Below are 17,679 nucleotides of genomic sequence, written 5' to 3'. Positions count from 1 at the left end.
GTTCCACCCGGCGCGTCCCCCTGTCCCCCGCTCTCCCACTCAGCACCAGCAGCCCTCAGGAGCACAGAAGATGTTCGAGGCGGTCGAGGAACTCGTCGGCGAGCACGCCGACCTCGAACGGCGGCTGGCCGACCCCGCGGTCCACGCCGACCAGGCCACCGCCCGCCGGCTCGCCAAGCGTTACGCCGAGCTGACCCCGGTGATCACCGCCTACCGCGCCTGGAAGCGCCACGGCGACGACATCGACACCGCCCGCGAGCTGGCGGTCGAGGACCCGGAGTTCGCCGGCGAGGTCAAGGAGCTCCAGGCCAGGCGCGAGGAGCTGACCGACGAGCTGCGGCTGCTGCTGATCCCGCGCGACCCCAGCGACGACAAGGACGTGATCCTGGAGATCAAGGCGGGCGAGGGCGGCGACGAGTCCGCCCTGTTCGCCGGGGACCTGCTGCGGATGTACCTGCGGTACGCCGAGCGCGTCGGCTGGCAGACCGAGATCATCGACGGCAACGAGTCGGACCTCGGCGGCTACAAGGACGTCTCCGTGGCCGTCAAGCGCCGGGGCAACGCGGCGGCCGGGCAGGGCGTGTGGGCGCGGCTGAAGTACGAGGGCGGCGTGCACCGCGTGCAGCGCGTGCCCGCCACCGAGTCGCAGGGCCGCATCCACACCTCCGCCGCGGGCGTTCTCGTGCTCCCCGAGGCCGAGGACGTGGAGGTGGAGATCAACGCCGGCGACCTGCGCATCGACGTCTACCGCTCCTCGGGACCCGGCGGCCAGTCGGTCAACACCACCGACTCCGCCGTGCGGATCACCCACCTGCCCACCGGCATCGTGGTCTCCTGCCAGAACGAGAAGAGCCAGCTCCAGAACAAGGAGCAGGCGCTGCGCATCCTGCGCGCCAGGCTGCTGGCCGCGGCACGCGAGGAGGCCGACCGCGAGGCGTCCGACGCCCGCCGCAGCCAGGTGCGCACCGTCGACCGCTCCGAGCGGGTGCGGACGTACAACTACCCGGAGAACCGCATCTCCGACCACCGCGTCGGCTTCAAGGCGTACAACCTCGACCAGGTGCTCGACGGCGAGCTGGACGCGGTCATCCAGGCCTGCGTGGACGCCGATTCGGCGGCGAAGCTGGCGGCGGCGGGGTGACCGGGGGATGCGTAGGGTGGGCCACGTGACTGCGTCTTCGGGGTCGTCCCGTTCCCTTCTGCTGGCCGAAGTCGCCAGGGCCACCCAGCGGCTGGCCGACGCCGGGGTGCCCTCGCCGCGCTTCGACGCCGAGGAGCTTGCCGCGTTCGTGCACGGCACGGAACGGTCCCGGCTGCACTCGGTGCCCGACGCCGACTTCGACGCGCGGTACTGGGAGGCGGTCGCCCGCCGCGAGGCCCGCGAGCCGCTCCAGCACATCACCGGGCGGGCGTTCTTCCGGTTCCTTGAGCTTCAGGTGGGCCCCGGCGTCTTCGTGCCGCGTCCGGAGACCGAGTCGGTCGTCGGCTGGGCGATAGACGCGGTGCGGGCGATGGATGTCGCCGAGCCGCTGATCGTGGACCTGTGCACCGGCTCGGGCGCCATCGCGCTCGCCCTCGCCCAGGAGGTGCCGCGCTCCCGGGTGCACGCCGTGGAGCTGGACGAGACGGCCCTGTCCTGGGCCAGGAAGAACGCCGAGGGCAGCCGCGTCGTCCTGCACCACGGGGACGCGCGCACCGCCCTGCCCGAACTGGCGGGCCAGGCCGACCTGGTGATCTCCAACCCGCCCTACATCCCGCTCACCGAGTGGGAGTACGTGGCGCCGGAGGCCCGCGACCACGACCCGCAGCTGGCGCTGTTCTCGGGCGAGGACGGTCTGGACGTCATCCGCGGCCTGGAGCGGGCGGCGCACCGGCTGCTGCGGCCGGGTGGCATGGTGGTGGTCGAGCACGCCGACACGCAGGGCGGCCAGGTGCCGTGGATCTTCACCGAGGACCGCGGCTGGGCCGACGCCGCGGACCACCCGGACCTCAACAACAGGCCCCGCTTCGCCACCGCCCGCCGCGTCGCGCGGTAGGCGGACGGCACACCGCGGGCACGACGACGGCACAGCGACGACGGCACAGCAGGCACAGCAGGGCAAGAGGAGGACATTCAGTCATGGCACGGCGTTACGACTGCTCCGACGTGGTCACCCGCAAGAACGGCCTGCGCGAGGCGGCCTCCGCGGTCCGGCGCGGCGACCTGGTCGTGCTGCCCACCGACACCGTCTACGGCATCGGCGCGGACGCCTTCAACACCACGGCCGTCGCCGACCTGCTGGAGGCCAAGGGCCGCGGCCGGGGCGTTCCCTCGCCGGTCCTGGTCGGCTCGCCCACCACCCTGCACGGCCTGGTCACCGACTTCTCGGAGCGGGCCTGGGAGCTGGTGGACGCGTTCTGGCCCGGGGCGCTGACCCTGGTCGCCAAACATCAGCCCTCCCTGACCTGGGACCTCGGCGAGACCCGCGGCACCGTCGCGGTCCGCATGCCGCTGCACCCCGTCGCGCTCGAACTCCTCAAGGACTTCGGCCCGATGGCCGTCTCCAGCGCCAATCTCACCGGCCAGCCGCCGCCCCAGAACTGCGACGGCGCCCAGGACATGCTGGGCGACGCGGTCGCGGTCTACCTGGACGGCGGGCCGACGCCCGACACCGTTCCCTCCTCCATCGTCGACGTCACCGGCCCGGTCCCGGTGCTGCTGCGCGCCGGGGCGGTGAGCGAGGAGGAGCTGCGCAAGGTCGTTCCCGATCTGGAGACCGCGCATTGACCCCGCCCTCGGGTAGCCCCGCGGATGTCGGCATACCGGTGCCGGACGGCTCCGGCGGCCCGCGGCAGGTCTTTCGGATCCTGCACGTCAGCACCGGCAACGTCTGCCGTTCCCCCATCACGGAGCGGCTGACGCGGCACGCCCTGTCCGACCGCCTCGGCGAGCGGGCGGTGGGCGTCGTGGTGGAGAGCGCGGGGACGTGGGGCCACGAGGGGGCTCCCATGGAGGCGCACGCGGCCCAGCTGCTGTCCGAGTACGGCGCCGACGCCCGCGGGTTCACCGGCCGCGAGCTGCTGGACGAGCACGTCATCGACGCCGACCTGGTGCTGACGGCCACCCGGGACCACCGGGCGCAGGTCATCTCCATGGGCCACTCCGCGGGGCTGCGGACGTTCACGCTCAAGGAGTTCACGCGGCTGGTGCGCGCCATCGACATGGCCACCCTGCCGTCGGCGGCCTCCTCCGACGAACTGGTCGAACGCGCCCGCGCGCTGGCCCGCGCGGCGGCGGCGCTGCGCGGCTGGCTGCTGGCGCCCAACCCCGAGGCGGACGAGGTGCAGGATCCCTACGGCGCCCCGCTGCCGTACTTCCGGTCGATCGCCGAGGAGATCCACACCGCGCTGGACCCCGTGGTCACCGCGCTGACCGGGGTGCCGCCCCGCGGCGTGCTGGCCGGTCGCGCACTGCTTTAACCTGGTAGTCGGCCGGTAACGACGCGACACCGGGTCGGCGCCGGGGGGCGCGGGCATGAGAGGGTGTTGCGCGGTAGTCCTGCGAGACCTCTGGGGCATCTTGTGCGCGAGTACCTGCTGACGCTCTGCGTCGTTGCGGCGGTCACCTATCTGCTGACAGGGCCGGTGCGGAAGTTCGCCATCGCCTGGGGCGCGATGCCCGCGATCAGAGCGCGCGACGTGCACCGCGAGCCGACTCCGCGGCTGGGCGGCATCGCCATGTTCGGCGGCCTGTGCGCCGGGCTGCTGGTCGCCTCGCAGCTCACCAACGTCGGCGAGGTGTTCCGGCTCTCCGACGAGCCGCGCGCGCTGCTCTCGGGCGCCGGGCTCATCTGGCTGATCGGCGTCCTGGACGACCGGTACGGCGTGGACGCGTTGATCAAGCTGGGTCTCCAGATGATCGCCGCCGGCGTCATGGTGCTCCAGGGTCTGACCATTCTGTGGCTGCCCGTGCCCACGGTCGGCATGGTGGCCGTCACCCCGCTCCAGGGCACGCTGCTGACGGTGGCGCTCGTCGTGATCACCATCAACGCGGTCAACTTCGTGGACGGACTCGACGGCCTGGCGGCCGGCATGGTCGGCATCGCGGCGGCGGCGTTCTTCCTGTACGCCTACCGCATCTGGTACGGCTACGGCATCGAGGCCGCCGCGCCCGCGACGCTCTTCGCCGCGATCCTCCTCGGCATGTGCCTCGGCTTCCTGCCGCACAACCTCCACCCGGCCCGGATCTTCATGGGCGACTCGGGCTCCATGCTGCTGGGCCTGGTGCTGGCGGCGGGCGCGGTGTCGGTCACCGGGCAGGTGGACCCGGACGCGATGCGGCTGTTCTCCGGCTCCATCCGCAACGCGGTGTTCGAGATGGTCCCGGTCTACATGCCGCTGCTGCTGCCGTTGACGATCATCGCGGTGCCGTTCGTGGACCTGGTGCTGGCGATCGTGCGCCGCACGTGGAACGGGCACTCGCCGTTCTCCGCCGACCGGGGGCACCTGCACCACCGGCTGCTGGAGATCGGCCACTCGCAGAGCCGTGCCGTGCTGATCATGTACTTCTGGTCGGCGCTGATCGCCTTCGGCGCCGTGGCGTACTCGGTGCAGTCGGCCAACGCCCTGCTGGTGCCCACCGTCATGGTGCTCAGCCTGGTGGGTCTCGTCGTCCTGCTGATGCCGCGGTTCACCCCGCGCGTGCCCGCCTGGGCGCACCGTCTGGTGCCTCCGCGCTACCGCGTTCCGGAACGCGCTCCGGCGCTCGCGCCCGAGGTCGGAGCGGAGTCGCCGAGCGGCCCGGGAGCCCCCGCGGCCCCGGCCTCCCTCCATGGCCTGAACGGCGCCACGGCGGTCGGCGACCGGCAGCGCTTCGCGGTCAGACGCAAGATCGACAGCCGCTCGTAACAGACATGACCTCGCAGGTCATCGACGCAACGCCGGTGCTACTCCTACTGTGTGAGGACCTCCACACGAACGAGTAAAGACCTCACCAAATAGTTTGTGATACCGTTCACGAAACCCGGCGCCGAAGCCCACGCGTCGGTACCCGTCTCGTCAAGACGACCGTCCCCAAAGCTCGCCGGAGAAGCACTTCGATGCAGTCCAACGACGCCCGGATCATCCGTGGCGCCGCGATCCCCACTGCCGTGGCAGGCGTTCTCGCCATCGTCATCGGTGCCGTGACGGCGGGGGTGGACGGCGCCAGCGGGGTCGCGCTCGGCGTTCTCGTCGCCGCCGCCTTCTTCGCCGGCGGCCTGCTCTCACTCGGTTATGTCGGCCGGCGCTGGCCCGACGTGTTCTTCGGCGCCGCCTTCGTCATCTACACCACGCAGATGGGTTTCCTGCTCGTCCTGCTGCTCCTGCTGCGCGACGCCGACTTCCTCAACGGCCGGGCCTTCGCGGCCGGCGTACTGGCCGGGACGGCCGCCTGGCTGGGGGGTCAGGTCAGGACCCACGGCAAGCTCAAGACCCCTTACGTCGTACCGGAGTCAACCTCCGTGCCCCCCGGCGGTCGGCCATGACCGGCGCCGATCGGGGCGGGGTCTGTATACAGGGTGTCGCCGGGGGCTGCTATCGTCCCTCGCCGGAAGGCCGGGCCGCTGCCGGCTCTCGTGCTGCGCGGGACAGCCACGCGAGTGATGACCGGTTCTCCTCCCGCCCATTCCGTCCAGTGCCGCTCCGTGGTGGTCTGCCGCCACGCCGACACATCGAGGTAGCCGTATCCATGCGTCACGCCGAGGGAGTTCGCGGTGAGTAACGATCAGGTGCTCGCCTTCGAGACCGACTGCCATCTGTTCAAGGACTGCGGGTTCCCCGCCCCGTCGGAGTTCTCCTTCCTCTTCGAGCCGCTCTTCACCATCGGCTCGTTCGAGGTCAACAAGCCGATGGCGCTGGTGGTCCTCAGCACCCTGATCATCGTGGGCTTCTTCTGGAAAGCCTTCTCCAAGCCCAAGGTCGTGCCGGGCAAGCTCCAACTGCTGGCCGAGGTGCTCTACGACTTCGTGCGCCGCGGCATCGCCCGCGAGGTGATCGGCAAGAAGGCCGAGCCCTATGTGCCGCTGCTGGTCTCGCTGTTCTTCTTCGTGTGGATCATGAACATCTGGGCGGTCATCCCCTTCGCCCAGTTCCCCGCGACGTCGATCATCGCCTATCCGGCGGCCCTGGCCCTGGTCGTGTGGGTCACGTACATGACCCTGACCTTCAAGACCAACGGCCTCGTCGGCGGCATCAGGAACCTGTGCGTCCCCAGCGGGCTGCCCAAGGGGATCTACGTGATCCTCACGCCGATCGAGTTCCTCTCGAACGTTCTCGTGCGTCCGCTGACGCTGACGGTCCGGCTCTTCGCGAACATGTTCGCGGGCCACCTGCTGCTGCTGGTCTTCATCATCGGCACCTGGTACACCGTGGGCACCGTGGTCGGCACGTTCTACGCGGCGACCTCCCTGGTGATGACGCTCGTCATCACGCTCTTCGAGCTGTTCATCCAGGCGCTCCAGGCGTACGTCTTCACGGTGCTGACCGCGACCTACATCTCCCAGGCGCTGGAAGAAGCGCACTGACGAGCGCGGCCCGCGCGGGCCGCAGCCCCGACCAACGACCGCAAGAATCCGGTGGACATTCCGCCACCGGCTCATCAGAGATAAGGATCAAACGGACATGTCCGCAACTCTCGCCGCAGTTGAAGGCAGCGTCAACACCATCGGCTTCGGTCTCGCGGCCATCGGCCCCGGCGTCGGCATCGGCATCATCTTCGGTAACGGTGTCCAGGCCATCGCCCGCCAGCCCGAGGCGGCCGGCATCGTCCGGCAGAACATGCTGCTCGGCTTCGCCGTGGTCGAGGCCCTGGCCCTGATGGGCTTCGTGCTCGCGTTCGCGCTCGGCAGCTGACGCCCCGCGCGACACGCCACTACCGATGAAAGGTCCACCATGCTGATCGAACTGGCCGCGGAAGAGCCGCAGAGTCCTGTGCTGCCGGTGGTGCCCGAGATCGTCATTGGCCTGATCTGCTTCGGCGTCATCTTCTTCGTCTTCTACAAGAAGCTCCTCCCCTCGATCAACAAGGCGCTTGACGAGCGGCGGGAGGCCATCGAAGGCGGCATGGAGAAGGCCGAGGCCACTCAGGCCGAGGCCCGCCAGACGCTCGCGAGCTACAAGGAGCAGCTGGCCGAGGCCCGCCACGAGGCGGCGCGGATGCGCCAGGAGGCGCAGGAGCAGGGCGCCGCTCTCATCGCCGAGATGCGTGAGGAGGGCCAGCGGCAGCGCGAGGAGATCATCGCCGCGGGTCACACGCAGATCGCCGCCGACCGCAAGCAGGCCGCCGAGCTGCTCAGGCAGGACGTCGGCAAGCTCGCGATCGACCTCGCGGGCCGGCTGGTCGGGGAGTCCCTGGAGGACCACGCTCGGCAGAGCCGCACCATCGACCGTTTCCTGGACGACCTGGAGCGGCAGGCCGCCGGCGCCGTGCCGCCGCAGAACTCCGAGGCGGGCCGATGAGGGCCGCTCCGCGGGGCTGCCCGGTTCGGCAGGCTGCCGGGTGGGAGCGAGAAGGGGAGCGAGAGCGATGATGGCTGGAACGGCGAGCCGCCGAGCGAGCGCCCCCGGTCCGGTTCGGCAGGCTGCCGGGTGCGAGGGAGAAGGGGAGCGAGAGCGATGATGGCTGGAACGGCGAGCCGCCGAGCGAGCGCCCCCGGTCCGGTTCGGCAGGCTGCCGGGTGCGAGGGAGAAGGGGAGCGAGAGCGATGATGGGAGCGAGCCGGGAGGCTCTGGAGGCGGCGCGCGAGAGGCTGGACGCGCTGGCCGACAACACCCGCGTCGACCCGTCGGCGCTGGCCTCCGACCTGGCGGCCGTCACCGCGCTGCTCGACCGGGAGACCGCCCTGCGGCGCGTCCTGACCGACCCGGCCCAGCCGGGTCAGGGCAAGGCCGACCTCGTCGGGCGGCTGCTCGGCGACCAGGTCGGCGGCGAGGCCGTCGACCTCGTCTCCGGGATGGTCCGCTCCCGCTGGTCCGCCTCGCGTGACCTGGTGGACGCGGTCGAGCAGCTGGCCGACACGGCCGACATGATCGCCGCGGACCGCGGCGGCAGCCTGGACTCGGTGGAGGACGAGCTGTTCCGGTTCGGCCGGATCGTCGCCACCTCGCCCCAGCTGCGGGCGGCCCTCAGCGGCAAGGACACCGCGGCCGCCGCGGTGGCGGCCCGGACGGAGCTGGCCAGGAGCCTGCTGCGCGGCAGGGCCGACGCCGTCACGGAACGCCTCGTCGTCCGGCTGGTGGAACGCCCGCGGGGACGTAGCCTGGATGCAGGGATCGAAGCGCTGTCGACACTCGCCGCGGCCAGGCGGGGACGCTCGGTCGCGGTGGTCACCTCGGCGGTACCGCTCGGTGACCGACAGCGACAGCGGCTCGGCGACGCCCTGTCCCGGATCTACGGCCGGGAGATCCAGCTGAATCTCGACGTGGACCCAGGCGTCCTCGGCGGGATCACCGTGCGGATCGGTGACGAGGTCATCCACGGCACCATCGCGGACCGCCTCGACGAGGTGAACCGCCGGATGGCCGGCTGACCGCGGCGCCACCACAACCTCAAACGCAGGACAAGCGGCCCGGGTGGGGCCGTAATGGACGAACTTACGGGCCCAACAAGGAGAGCAGGGAACCCAGATGGCGGAGCTCACGATCCGGCCGGATGAGATCCGGGACGCGCTGGAGAATTTCGTCCAGTCGTACGCGCCGGACGCGGCCTCGCGGGAAGAGGTCGGGACGGTCAGCGTTGCCGGTGACGGCATCGCGAAGGTCGAGGGGCTGCCCTCGGCCATGGCGAACGAACTGCTGCGCTTCGAGGACGGCACGCTCGGACTCGCCCTCAACCTCGAGGAGCGGGAGATCGGCGTCGTCGTTCTCGGTGAGTTCAGCGGTATCGAGGAGGGCCAGCCGGTGCGGCGCACCGGCGAGGTGCTCTCCGTCGCGGTCGGCGACGGATACCTCGGCCGGGTCGTCGACCCGCTGGGCAACCCCATCGACGGCCTCGGCGACATCGAGACCACGGGCCGCCGCGCGCTGGAGTTGCAGGCCCCCTCGGTCATGCAGCGCAAGTCGGTGCACGAGCCCATGGAGACCGGCTACAAGGCCGTGGACACCATGACGCCGATCGGCCGCGGCCAGCGCCAGCTGATCATCGGCGACCGGCAGACGGGCAAGACGGCCCTCGCCGTGGACACGATCATCAACCAGCGCGACAACTGGCGCTCCGGGGACCCGAAGAAGCAGGTCCGCTGCGTCTATGTGGCGATCGGCCAGAAGGGCTCCACCATCGCGTCCGTGCGCGGCGCGCTGGAGGAGGCGGGCGCCCTGGAGTACACCACCATCGTGGCGGCCCCGGCGTCCGACCCGGCCGGCTTCAAGTACATCGCCCCCTACACCGGCTCGGCCCTGGGCCAGCACTGGATGTACGACGGCAAGCACGTTCTGATCATCTTCGACGACCTGTCGAAGCAGGCCGACGCCTACCGTGCCGTCTCCCTCCTGCTGCGCCGCCCGCCGGGCCGCGAGGCGTACCCCGGCGACGTCTTCTACCTGCACTCCCGGCTGCTCGAGCGCTGCGCGAAGCTGTCGGACGACATGGGAGGCGGCTCGATGACGGGCCTGCCGATCGTGGAGACCAAGGCGAACGACGTCTCGGCGTTCATCCCGACCAACGTGATCTCCATCACCGACGGGCAGTGCTTCCTGGAGTCCGACCTGTTCAACGCGGGCCAGCGCCCGGCGCTGAACGTCGGCATCTCCGTCTCCCGCGTCGGCGGCGCCGCCCAGCACCGGGCGGTGCGGCAGATCACCGGTTCGCTCCGCGTGGACCTGGCGCAGTACCGCGAGCTGGAGGCGTTCGCCGCCTTCGGCTCGGACCTGGACGCGGCGTCCAAGTCGGCCCTGGCCCGCGGCCAGCGCATGGTCGAGCTGCTGAAGCAGGAGCAGTACAGCCCCTACCCCACGGAGAACCAGGTCGTCTCCATCTGGTCCGGCACCAACGGCCTGATGGACGAGATCCCGGTCCCCGACGTCCGCCGCTTCGAGCGGGAACTGCTGGACTACCTCGGCCGCGAGCACAAGGACCTGATGACGTCGATCCGCGAGGGCGGGAAGATGTCGGACGACACGATCGAGGCCGTGCGCTCGGCCGTGGACCAGTTCAAGCGGCAGTTCCAGACCTCGGACGGCAAGCTGCTGGGTGAGGGCTGACCCATGGGCGCTCAGCTTCGGATCTACAAGCGCCGGATCAAGTCCGTCACCGCCACGAAGAAGATCACCAGGGCGATGGAGATGATCGCCGCCTCGCGCATCGTGAAGGCGCAGCGCAAGGTGGCGGCCTCCAGGCCGTACGCGGACGAGCTCACCGCCGCGGTCGCGGCCGTGGCGCAGGGCTCGGAGACCAAGCACCCGCTGACCACCGAGGCCGAGCGCCCGCGGCGGGCCGCGCTGCTGCTGATCACCTCCGACCGCGGCCTGGCCGGCGGCTACAACAGCAACGCCATCAAGGCGGGCGAGCACCTCACGTCCGAGCTGATCGGCCGGGGCCTGGAGGTCGACACCTATGTGGTCGGCCGCAAGGGCATGGTGTACCTGTCGTTCCGGGAGCGGGGAGTGACCCACTCCTGGACCGGGTTCACCGACAGCCCGTCGTACGCCGACGCCAAGGCGGTGGCGGCGCCCCTGATCGAGGCTTTGGAGCGGGACACGGACGAGGGTGGCGTGGACGAGATCCACATCGCCTACACCGAGTTCGAGTCGATGATGACGCAGACCCCGGTGGAGCGGCGGCTGCTGCCGCTGAGCCTGGAGAAGTCCGCGGAGGACTCGGCGGAGGTCTTCGAGAAGGGCCCGGGGATCCACCCGCTCTACGACTTCGAGCCGTCGCCCGAGCAGGTGCTCGACGCGCTGCTGCCGCGTTACCTGGAGAGCCGCATCTACAACGCGCTCCTCCAGGCCGCCGCCTCCAAGCACGCCGCGACGCGGCGGGCGATGAAGTCGGCGACGGACAACGCCGAGGACCTCATCAAGTCGTTCACGCGGCTTGCCAACGCGGCCCGCCAGACCGAAATCACCCAGGAAATCACCGAGATCGTCGGTGGCGCAAGCGCCTTGGCCGACGCCAGCGCGGGGAGTGAACGTTAACCATGACCACTGCTGAGGCGGCCACCGAGCGGGCCGCAACGGGCCGTGTCGCCCGAGTGATCGGGCCGGTCGTCGACGTGGAGTTCCCCGTCGACGAGATGCCGGAGATCTACAACGCCCTCCATGTGGAGATCGCCGACCCGGCGCACGAGGGCGAGAGCAAGACGCTGACCCTGGAGGTGGCGCAGCACCTGGGCGAGGGCCTGGTGCGCACCATCGCCCTGGAGCCCAACGACGGCCTCGTCCGCCAGTCCCCGGTGACCAACACGGGCAGGGGCATCACGGTGCCGGTCGGCGACGTGACCAAGGGCCGGGTGTTCAACACCCTGGGCCGCATCCTGAACGAGCCGGAGGCGGAGTCCGAGGTCGGCGAGCGGTGGGAGATCCACCGCCAGGCCCCGCCGTTCGACCAGCTCGAGTCGAAGACCGAGATGTTCGAGACCGGTCTGAAGGTCATCGACCTGCTCACCCCGTACGTCAAGGGCGGCAAGATCGGCCTGTTCGGCGGCGCGGGCGTGGGCAAGACCGTGCTCATCCAGGAAATGATCATGCGTGTGGCGAAGCTGCACGAGGGCGTTTCCGTGTTCGCCGGCGTCGGCGAGCGCACCCGTGAGGGCAACGACCTGATCGCGGAGATGGACGAGTCCGGCGTGCTCCCGCAGACCGCGCTCGTCTTCGGGCAGATGGACGAGCCGCCGGGGACCCGTCTCCGCGTGGCGCTGGCCGGTCTGACCATGGCGGAGTACTTCCGCGATGTGCAGAAGCAGGACGTGCTGTTCTTCATCGACAACATCTTCCGCTTCACGCAGGCCGGTTCCGAGGTCTCCACCCTGCTGGGCCGGATGCCCTCCGCGGTGGGGTACCAGCCGAACCTGGCGGACGAGATGGGTGTGCTCCAGGAGCGCATCACCTCGACCCGTGGCCACTCGATCACCTCGATGCAGGCGATCTACGTGCCCGCGGACGACCTGACCGACCCGGCGCCCGCCACGACGTTCGCCCACCTGGACGCCACCACGGTGCTCTCGCGGCCGATCTCGGAGAAGGGCATCTACCCGGCGGTCGACCCGCTGGACTCGACCTCCCGCATCCTGGACCCGCGGTATGTCTCGCAGGACCACTACGAGTGCGCCTCGCGGGTCAAGGGGATCCTCCAGAAGTACAAGGACCTCCAGGACATCATCGCGATTCTCGGCATGGACGAGCTGAGCGAGGAGGACAAGCTCACGGTGAGCCGGGCCCGGCGGATCGAGCGCTTCCTGTCGCAGAACACGCACGCGGCGAAGCAGTTCACCGGTCTCGACGGCTCGGACGTGCCGCTGGACGAGTCGATCACCGCGTTCAACGCGATCGCGGACGGCGAGTACGACCACTTCCCCGAGCAGGCGTTCTTCATGTGCGGTGGCCTGGACGACCTCAAGGCCAAGGCCAAGAAGCTGGGCGTTTCCTGACGCGACGCACGCGGTACCCGCGTGGGGGCGGGGTCACCGACCCCGCCCCTCGGGTGCTTGTGCGGCCCAACTATTCTTCGACACAGCAGGGATAACCAGGGATGAGGAGCCATCGTGGCTGAGCTGCACGTCGAGCTGGTCGCCGCCGACCGCCAGGTCTGGTCCGGCCGGGCGAGCCTGGTCGTCGCGCGCACCACCTCGGGCGACATCGGCATCATGCCCGGCCATCAGCCGCTGCTCGCCGTTCTCCAGGCGGGTCCCGTGACCATCCGCACGACGGGAGAGTCCGGCGAGGGCACGGTCGTCGCCGCGGTGCATGGCGGTTTCGTCTCGTACACGGACGGTAAGCTGTCGCTGCTCGCGGAGATCGCCGAGCTGGCGGAGGAGATCGACGTGGAGCGCGCCGAGCGCGCGCGGGACGAGGCGCGGACGGAGCAGGACGAGGCGGCCGAGCGGCGCGCCGACGTCAGGCTCCAGACCGTGTCGGCGGAGCACTGACGCGCACGGACACAGGTAAGGGGACGCGGCACCGGGCACGAAGAGACACCACGAGCGAGGAGGTCGGTTGACATGGTCCTCGCACTGCTTGTGGTGATCGGCTCGGTGCTGGTGCTCCTGGTGCTCGGCCTCTTCGGCTTCGGCGCGCGGCGCCGGCTGATCCAGCGGCCGGGCGGCACCTTCGACTGCAGCGCGCGCTTCGGCCAGCCGCGCCCCGAGCAGTCGCCGGGCAAGGGCTGGCTGTACGGCGTGGCCCGGTACAACGGGGACAACGTCGAGTGGTTCCGCGTCTTCTCCTACGCCCCGCGACCCCGGTGTTCGCTCCAGCGGGACCGCATCCAGGTCCGCGACCGGCGCCATCCGCATGGCGAGGAGGAGCTGGCGTTGCTGCCCGGAGCCGTCGTGCTGAGCTGTCGGCACGACGGCTGCGACGTTGAGCTGGCGATGAGCGAGGACGCGCTGACCGGCTTCCTGGCCTGGCTGGAGGCGGCGCCTCCGGGGCAGCGTGTGAACGTGGCCTGAGGGCCGGACAGGCGGGGGGCGGTCCACCTGCCCGGCCCCGTGGAGGGCGGGTGACGAGGGAGGTCAGCCCAGCCCGGCACTGATGGCGTTCACCAGCTGGCCGTCAGCGGTGTCGCCGGAGAGTTCCCAGAAGAACGCGCCGCCGAGGCCGCGCTGGTTGGCCCAGGCCATCTTTCCGCTGATGGTCTGCGGGGTGTCGTAACTCCACCACTGGTCGCCGCAGTGCGCGTAGGCCGTGCCGCCGACGGTGCCGGTGACCGGGCAGCGGGCGGAGAGCACGTCGTAGTCCTCGATGCCCGCCTCGTACCGGCCGGGCGCGGCGCCGGTGGCGGTGCCGCCCGGGGCGCTCTGGGTCACGCCGGCCCAGCCGCGGCCGTAGAACCCGATGCCGAGCAGCAGTTTCTCGGCCGGGACGCCCTGGGCGATGAGCTTGTCGATGGCCGCCTCGCTGGTGAAGCCCTCCTGCGGCAGGCCGTCGTAGGAGGTGAGCGGCGAGTGCGGGGCGGTGGGTCCGGTGGGGGCGAAGGCGCCGAAGAAGTCATAGGTCATGACCGCGATGTGGTCGGCGTGGGCGGCTCCCGCCGCGTAGTCGGCGGCGTCGATCTTGCCGCCGTCCGAGGCGTCCGCGGTGATGGCGGCGGTGACGAGCTGGTCGCCGAAGACGTCGCGGAAGGCCCCCATCATGTCGCCGAAGACCTGAGGGCCGCTGGTGTCACAGGACAGGCCGCAGGCGTTGGGGTACTCCCAGTCCAGGTCGATGCCGTCGAACACCCCGGCCCAGCGTGGGTCGTTGACCAGGTCGTAGCAGGACTGGGCGAACCGCTGGGGGTCCTGCATGGCCTGACCGAAGCCGCCCGACCAGGACCAGCCGCCGAAGGACCAGACCACCTGGAGGTCCGGGTAGAGCTCCTTGAGCTGGAGCAGCTGGTTGAAGTTGCCGCGCAGGGGCTGGTCCCAGGTGTCGGCGGTGCCGCTGACGCTCTCGGCGGCGGTGTAGGTGCGCTCGTAGGCGGCGTAGGAGTCGCCGAGGGTGCACTCGCCGTTCTGGACGTTGCCGAAGGAGTAGTTGATGTGGGTGAGGTCCTCGGCGGTGCCCGAGGTCACGATGTTCTTGACGTGGTAGCCGCGGTCGTAGACGCCCCACTCGGCGAAGTAGCCGAGGTTGACGTCGCCCGCCTGGGCGGCGGCCGGGGCCCGGGCCGGTTCCGGCGAGGACGCCTGGGCCGATCCGTTGAGGGCGACCAGGCCGGTGAGGGGGAGAACGACCACGGCCAGCAGCGCGGTGATCCTGCGGATGAGGCCGCCGTGCCGTCGGGGGGTCACGGGGCGTGGGGGTCTCGACAAGAGAGCTCCTGAGGTCGGTCGGACAGATCGGGGGGAAATCTGCGCCGCCCGCGAGCACGCTGTGAGAGATATGCGGTGATTGTCATGGCGCGCTCACTGCAGATGCCGTGAGCGTAGAGTGGTCTGGACCACAGGTCAATAGGTCTGTACCAAAGGTCGGAAGCGGTCCTACGCGTCGAGCGGCAGGAGCGAACCCAGGGGTCCCAGATCGAGGTTGAGGTCCTCGGGACGCAGGCCGAAGTGCTCCCGAAGCTGTCCCATCCGGTCGTCGAGCAGCATCAACGTGGTCCCGATCCGGTCGATCTGATCCTCCGTGAGCTCGCCCGCGTCCACGCGCCGCAGCGCCTGGCGCTCGGTGAGCTGGCGCAGCAGCTCGACCACGGTGAGCACCAGCGCGGCCAGGTCCCGGCCGACGCTCTCGGCGTCCAGGTCGAGCCTGCGGGGACCACCCGCCGGCCGGGCGCCGGACGGGGTCACAGCGGGCCGCCGTCCGCCCAGGGGGCGGGGACGCGATCGCTGACCGAGGCGAGCAGCGCGCGCAGCGAGAGCCTGACCAGCGGCACCTCGGCGATGGCGATCACCACGTCGCCGGTGACCACGACGCCGGTGGCCAGCACCCGGTCCAGCAGGTCGACCAGGGGAACGCCGATGGGCCCGATCGGCCCTCCGGGGCCCTGCCAGGGGACGAGCTCATCCTTGGCCATCGGCGTCGTCTCCGTTCGTGAACGAGTAGGGGGCCCAGGGCCCGGTGACCTCGATCCGTACCCGGTCGGCGGTCTCCGGGGCGCGGGCGAGGGTGCCCAGGGCGTCGGCCAGCTCGGCGGCCCGCGCGCGTTCGACCAGGTAGGCGGCGTTGAGCAGTTGGCTCTCGCCGCCCTGGCCGGGCTCCGCGGGCTGGGCGCGGAGCCGGCGCGCCTCGACGGCGAGGCCGCGCAGGGCGGCGTCGACGCGCTCGGCGGCGAGCCACGCGGCCTGCTGCCGTTCCTCGCGGGCCTGGTGCCTGCCGCGCAGCCGGTCCAGATAGGCGCGGCCCGAGGCGGAGGCTCCCGGGTCGCCCGGCGCGGGGACGGTCCTGTCCTTGGCGGGGTCCTCGGGGGCGGCCCTCTCCCGGGCCAGCGCGTAGACCTTGACGCCCCATTCGGCGCGGCCGTCGATGTGGTCGAGGACGCGGTGGAAGCGCGCGGCCCCGGCCGCGACGGCCTGCCTGGCGCGTTCCTCGCCGTGGTAGAGCGTGGCCAGCGGGAGCGGCACCGCGGGGACGACGTCGCAGACGGCGGCGACCACCTCGTGGTGGGCGCGGGCGTACCGCTCCAGCTCGGCGCGGTCCGACAGGCGGCGGCGCAGCGACTCCTCGTCGTGTCCCGCGGCCGGGACGTCCTGGGCCATGGCCGCGAGCGAGCCCACCGGGAGGGGGCGCACGGTGCCGCCGTCGCCGTGACCGGTCACGCCGTCGAGGGCGGGGGCGTCCGCGGCGCGACAGACGGCGAAGACATAGGTGGCGAGGGAGAGGCCGGGCCCCGGGATCGTGACGAGCTCGGTCATCAGGAGTTCTCTTCCTTCCGCCGCCGTACCTTCTCCGCCTTCGGGCTGTCGCCCGCCAGGCAGTCCTGGGGCGTCTGGAGCTCGTCCAGGCGCGCGCGCAGGCGGCGGTTCTCGTCGGCCAGCGCGTCCTGGTTGGCGCGGGTGGAGAGCGCGGGCTCGGTCTCCCACCAGTCGACGCCCGCCTTGCGCGCGGTGTCCACGGAGGAGATGAACAGCCGCAGACGGATGGTCAGCAGCTCGATGTCCAGCAGGTCGATCTTGATATCGCCCGCGATGACGATGCCCTTGTCGAGGATGCGCTCCAGGATGTCGGCGAGATTGGCCGTGCGGGGCGGATACGGCTCCAGTGGCTCGTACGCCTCCAGCGTCCTGCGGGTCTGGGTCACCGCTGCTCACGCTCCTCGTCGTTGTCGTCGTTGTCGTTGTCCTCGTCGTCTTCGTCGCCCTCGTCGTCGTCTTCCTCGTCTTCGTCCTGGTCGTCGTTGTCCTCGTCCTCGTCCCCGTTCTCGTCGGTGTCCTCCCGCTGGCCCTCGCCTCCTTGGTCGCTCTGGTCGCTCTCGCCACCCTCGCCACCCTCGCCACTTTGGTCGTCCTCGCCGCCCTGGTCGCCCTGGTCGCGTTCGGCGGCCATCGCGTCCTCGTGGCTGCGGACCACCTCGCCGTCGCGGATCTCGCCGCGCCAGCCCTCGGGCACCTCGTCGGCGGCCAGGGTCACCTGGCGCTGGAAGTGTTTGAGGTCCAGGCGCGTGCGGCGGCCCTGGGCGCGCCAGAGGTTGGCCGTCTTCTCGAAGAAGCCCTCCGGGTAGTACTCCAGGACCAGCACGATCCGGGTGAGCTTGGGCGCCAGTTGGTGGAACGTGACCACGCCCCGGGTGGAGCCCTTGCTGCCCTCGGATGTCCACTCGATGCGCTCGTCGGGCACCTGGGTCTGGACGCTCGCCTTCCAGTCGCGGTTCGAGGGACCGATCTTGAGCTTCCAGCTGGACTCCGCGGGGTTCTCGTCGTCGCGCTCGACGCTCTGCACGCCCTTGGTGAAGTCGCCGAAGACCTCGAACGACGTCCAGTGGTTGTACGCCTCCTTCAGCGGCACGCCGACGTCGATGGTCTCGATGATGCTGGTGACCTTGACGTCGCCCGACTTGCCGCCCCCGCCCTCGTCGCCGTCGTCGTCCCC

General features: G+C 70.8%; 21 protein-coding genes. 15 read left to right on the top strand and 6 right to left on the bottom strand.

Annotated elements, in window-relative coordinates; all coding sequences use genetic code 11:
• Positions 1–70 precede the first annotated feature (70 nt).
• The 15 genes from prfA (at position 71) to ADY01_RS18820 (ending at position 13,619) form a co-directional block, all read left to right on the top strand.
• Positions 71–1,141, top strand: coding sequence for a peptide chain release factor 1 (gene prfA / locus ADY01_RS18890; protein ID WP_049574641.1), 1,071 nt, complete (start codon positions 71–73; stop codon positions 1,139–1,141).
• Between the two features lie 25 nt (positions 1,142–1,166).
• On the top strand, positions 1,167–2,036 hold the full coding sequence (prmC, locus tag ADY01_RS18885) for a peptide chain release factor N(5)-glutamine methyltransferase (protein WP_234320302.1): 870 nt from the start codon (positions 1,167–1,169) through the stop codon (positions 2,034–2,036).
• Between the two features lie 83 nt (positions 2,037–2,119).
• Positions 2,120–2,767 (top strand): L-threonylcarbamoyladenylate synthase, encoded by a 648-nt coding sequence (locus ADY01_RS18880; RefSeq protein WP_049574635.1) that lies wholly within the window; start codon positions 2,120–2,122, stop codon positions 2,765–2,767.
• A 38-nt stretch (positions 2,768–2,805) separates the two neighbouring features.
• Entirely contained in the window at positions 2,806–3,459 is a 654-nt protein-coding gene (locus ADY01_RS18875; protein ID WP_049574630.1) for a low molecular weight phosphatase family protein, read from the top strand.
• A 102-nt stretch (positions 3,460–3,561) separates the two neighbouring features.
• Positions 3,562–4,887 (top strand): MraY family glycosyltransferase, encoded by a 1,326-nt coding sequence (locus ADY01_RS18870; RefSeq protein ID WP_049574628.1) that lies wholly within the window; start codon positions 3,562–3,564, stop codon positions 4,885–4,887.
• Positions 4,888–5,078: 191 nt separating this feature from the next.
• Positions 5,079–5,504: a hypothetical protein gene (locus tag ADY01_RS18865; RefSeq protein WP_049574625.1), complete on the top strand. Its 426-nt coding sequence runs from the start codon at positions 5,079–5,081 to the stop codon at positions 5,502–5,504.
• Positions 5,505–5,732: 228 nt separating this feature from the next.
• Positions 5,733–6,542, top strand: coding sequence for a F0F1 ATP synthase subunit A (gene atpB, locus ADY01_RS18860; RefSeq protein WP_049574622.1), 810 nt, complete (start codon positions 5,733–5,735; stop codon positions 6,540–6,542).
• 97 nt (positions 6,543–6,639) lie between these two features.
• Positions 6,640–6,870, top strand: a complete 231-nt coding sequence (atpE, locus tag ADY01_RS18855) for an ATP synthase F0 subunit C (RefSeq protein ID WP_049574619.1) — start codon at positions 6,640–6,642, stop codon at positions 6,868–6,870.
• A gap of 42 nt (positions 6,871–6,912) precedes the next feature.
• On the top strand, positions 6,913–7,476 hold the full coding sequence (locus ADY01_RS18850; RefSeq protein WP_199826261.1) for a F0F1 ATP synthase subunit B: 564 nt from the start codon (positions 6,913–6,915) through the stop codon (positions 7,474–7,476).
• 245 nt (positions 7,477–7,721) lie between these two features.
• Positions 7,722–8,546 carry a F0F1 ATP synthase subunit delta gene (locus ADY01_RS18845; RefSeq protein ID WP_049574614.1) on the top strand — a complete coding sequence of 275 codons (825 nt, stop codon included), beginning with the start codon at positions 7,722–7,724 and terminating at the stop codon, positions 8,544–8,546.
• 97 nt (positions 8,547–8,643) lie between these two features.
• On the top strand, positions 8,644–10,215 hold the full coding sequence (gene atpA, locus ADY01_RS18840; protein WP_049574611.1) for a F0F1 ATP synthase subunit alpha: 1,572 nt from the start codon (positions 8,644–8,646) through the stop codon (positions 10,213–10,215).
• Between the two features lie 3 nt (positions 10,216–10,218).
• Positions 10,219–11,148 carry a F0F1 ATP synthase subunit gamma gene (locus ADY01_RS18835; RefSeq protein WP_049574608.1) on the top strand — a complete coding sequence of 310 codons (930 nt, stop codon included), beginning with the start codon at positions 10,219–10,221 and terminating at the stop codon, positions 11,146–11,148.
• A 2-nt stretch (positions 11,149–11,150) separates the two neighbouring features.
• On the top strand, positions 11,151–12,599 hold the full coding sequence (gene atpD, locus ADY01_RS18830) for a F0F1 ATP synthase subunit beta (protein ID WP_049574603.1): 1,449 nt from the start codon (positions 11,151–11,153) through the stop codon (positions 12,597–12,599).
• A gap of 114 nt (positions 12,600–12,713) precedes the next feature.
• A complete protein-coding gene (locus ADY01_RS18825) occupies positions 12,714–13,097 on the top strand; it encodes a F0F1 ATP synthase subunit epsilon (protein ID WP_049574602.1) in 384 nt (127 codons plus the stop codon).
• A gap of 72 nt (positions 13,098–13,169) precedes the next feature.
• Entirely contained in the window at positions 13,170–13,619 is a 450-nt protein-coding gene (locus tag ADY01_RS18820; RefSeq protein WP_049574599.1) for a DUF2550 domain-containing protein, read from the top strand.
• A 63-nt stretch (positions 13,620–13,682) separates the two neighbouring features.
• Here the strand turns inward: ADY01_RS18820 and ADY01_RS18815 are convergent, their stop codons facing one another.
• The 6 genes from ADY01_RS18815 to ADY01_RS18790 form a co-directional block, all read right to left on the bottom strand.
• Positions 13,683–14,942: a glycosyl hydrolase family 18 protein gene (locus tag ADY01_RS18815; protein ID WP_078900410.1), complete on the bottom strand. Its 1,260-nt coding sequence runs from the start codon at positions 14,940–14,942 to the stop codon at positions 13,683–13,685.
• Positions 14,943–15,131: 189 nt separating this feature from the next.
• Positions 15,132–15,440, bottom strand: coding sequence for a gas vesicle protein K (locus ADY01_RS18810; protein ID WP_049574596.1), 309 nt, complete (start codon positions 15,438–15,440; stop codon positions 15,132–15,134).
• A complete protein-coding gene (gene gvpJ / locus ADY01_RS18805; RefSeq protein ID WP_049574594.1) occupies positions 15,437–15,667 on the bottom strand; it encodes a gas vesicle protein GvpJ in 231 nt (76 codons plus the stop codon). Before gvpJ ends, ADY01_RS18810 begins: the two co-directional genes overlap by 4 nt.
• Positions 15,654–16,505, bottom strand: coding sequence for a GvpL/GvpF family gas vesicle protein (locus tag ADY01_RS18800; protein ID WP_049574591.1), 852 nt, complete (start codon positions 16,503–16,505; stop codon positions 15,654–15,656). The genes gvpJ and ADY01_RS18800 overlap by 14 nt, the downstream gene beginning before the upstream one ends.
• Positions 16,505–16,870, bottom strand: a complete 366-nt coding sequence (locus ADY01_RS18795; RefSeq protein WP_107081761.1) for a gas vesicle protein — start codon at positions 16,868–16,870, stop codon at positions 16,505–16,507. The genes ADY01_RS18800 and ADY01_RS18795 overlap by 1 nt, the downstream gene beginning before the upstream one ends.
• A 17-nt stretch (positions 16,871–16,887) precedes the next feature.
• A partial coding sequence (locus ADY01_RS18790; protein WP_049574583.1) for an SRPBCC family protein occupies positions 16,888–17,679 on the bottom strand: 792 nt, incomplete at its 5' end.

It is taken from the genome of Streptomyces sp. SBT349, from assembly GCF_001083795.1.
Taxonomy (GTDB): Bacteria; Actinomycetota; Actinomycetes; order Streptomycetales; family Streptomycetaceae; genus Streptomyces.
This window is presented reverse-complemented; position numbering and strand designations above follow the sequence as displayed.

Coding starts and splice junctions, on each gene's coding strand:
- prfA (WP_049574641.1), top strand. CDS start 71: ATGTTCGAGGCGGTCGAGGAACTCGTCGGCGAGCACGCCGACCTCGAA.
- ADY01_RS18880 (WP_049574635.1), top strand. CDS start 2,120: ATGGCACGGCGTTACGACTGCTCCGACGTGGTCACCCGCAAGAACGGC.
- ADY01_RS18865 (WP_049574625.1), top strand. CDS start 5,079: ATGCAGTCCAACGACGCCCGGATCATCCGTGGCGCCGCGATCCCCACT.
- atpE (WP_049574619.1), top strand. CDS start 6,640: ATGTCCGCAACTCTCGCCGCAGTTGAAGGCAGCGTCAACACCATCGGC.
- ADY01_RS18845 (WP_049574614.1), top strand. CDS start 7,722: ATGATGGGAGCGAGCCGGGAGGCTCTGGAGGCGGCGCGCGAGAGGCTG.
- atpA (WP_049574611.1), top strand. CDS start 8,644: ATGGCGGAGCTCACGATCCGGCCGGATGAGATCCGGGACGCGCTGGAG.
- ADY01_RS18835 (WP_049574608.1), top strand. CDS start 10,219: ATGGGCGCTCAGCTTCGGATCTACAAGCGCCGGATCAAGTCCGTCACC.
- atpD (WP_049574603.1), top strand. CDS start 11,151: ATGACCACTGCTGAGGCGGCCACCGAGCGGGCCGCAACGGGCCGTGTC.
- ADY01_RS18820 (WP_049574599.1), top strand. CDS start 13,170: ATGGTCCTCGCACTGCTTGTGGTGATCGGCTCGGTGCTGGTGCTCCTG.
- gvpJ (WP_049574594.1), bottom strand. CDS start 15,667: ATGGCCAAGGATGAGCTCGTCCCCTGGCAGGGCCCCGGAGGGCCGATC.
- ADY01_RS18800 (WP_049574591.1), bottom strand. CDS start 16,505: ATGACCGAGCTCGTCACGATCCCGGGGCCCGGCCTCTCCCTCGCCACC.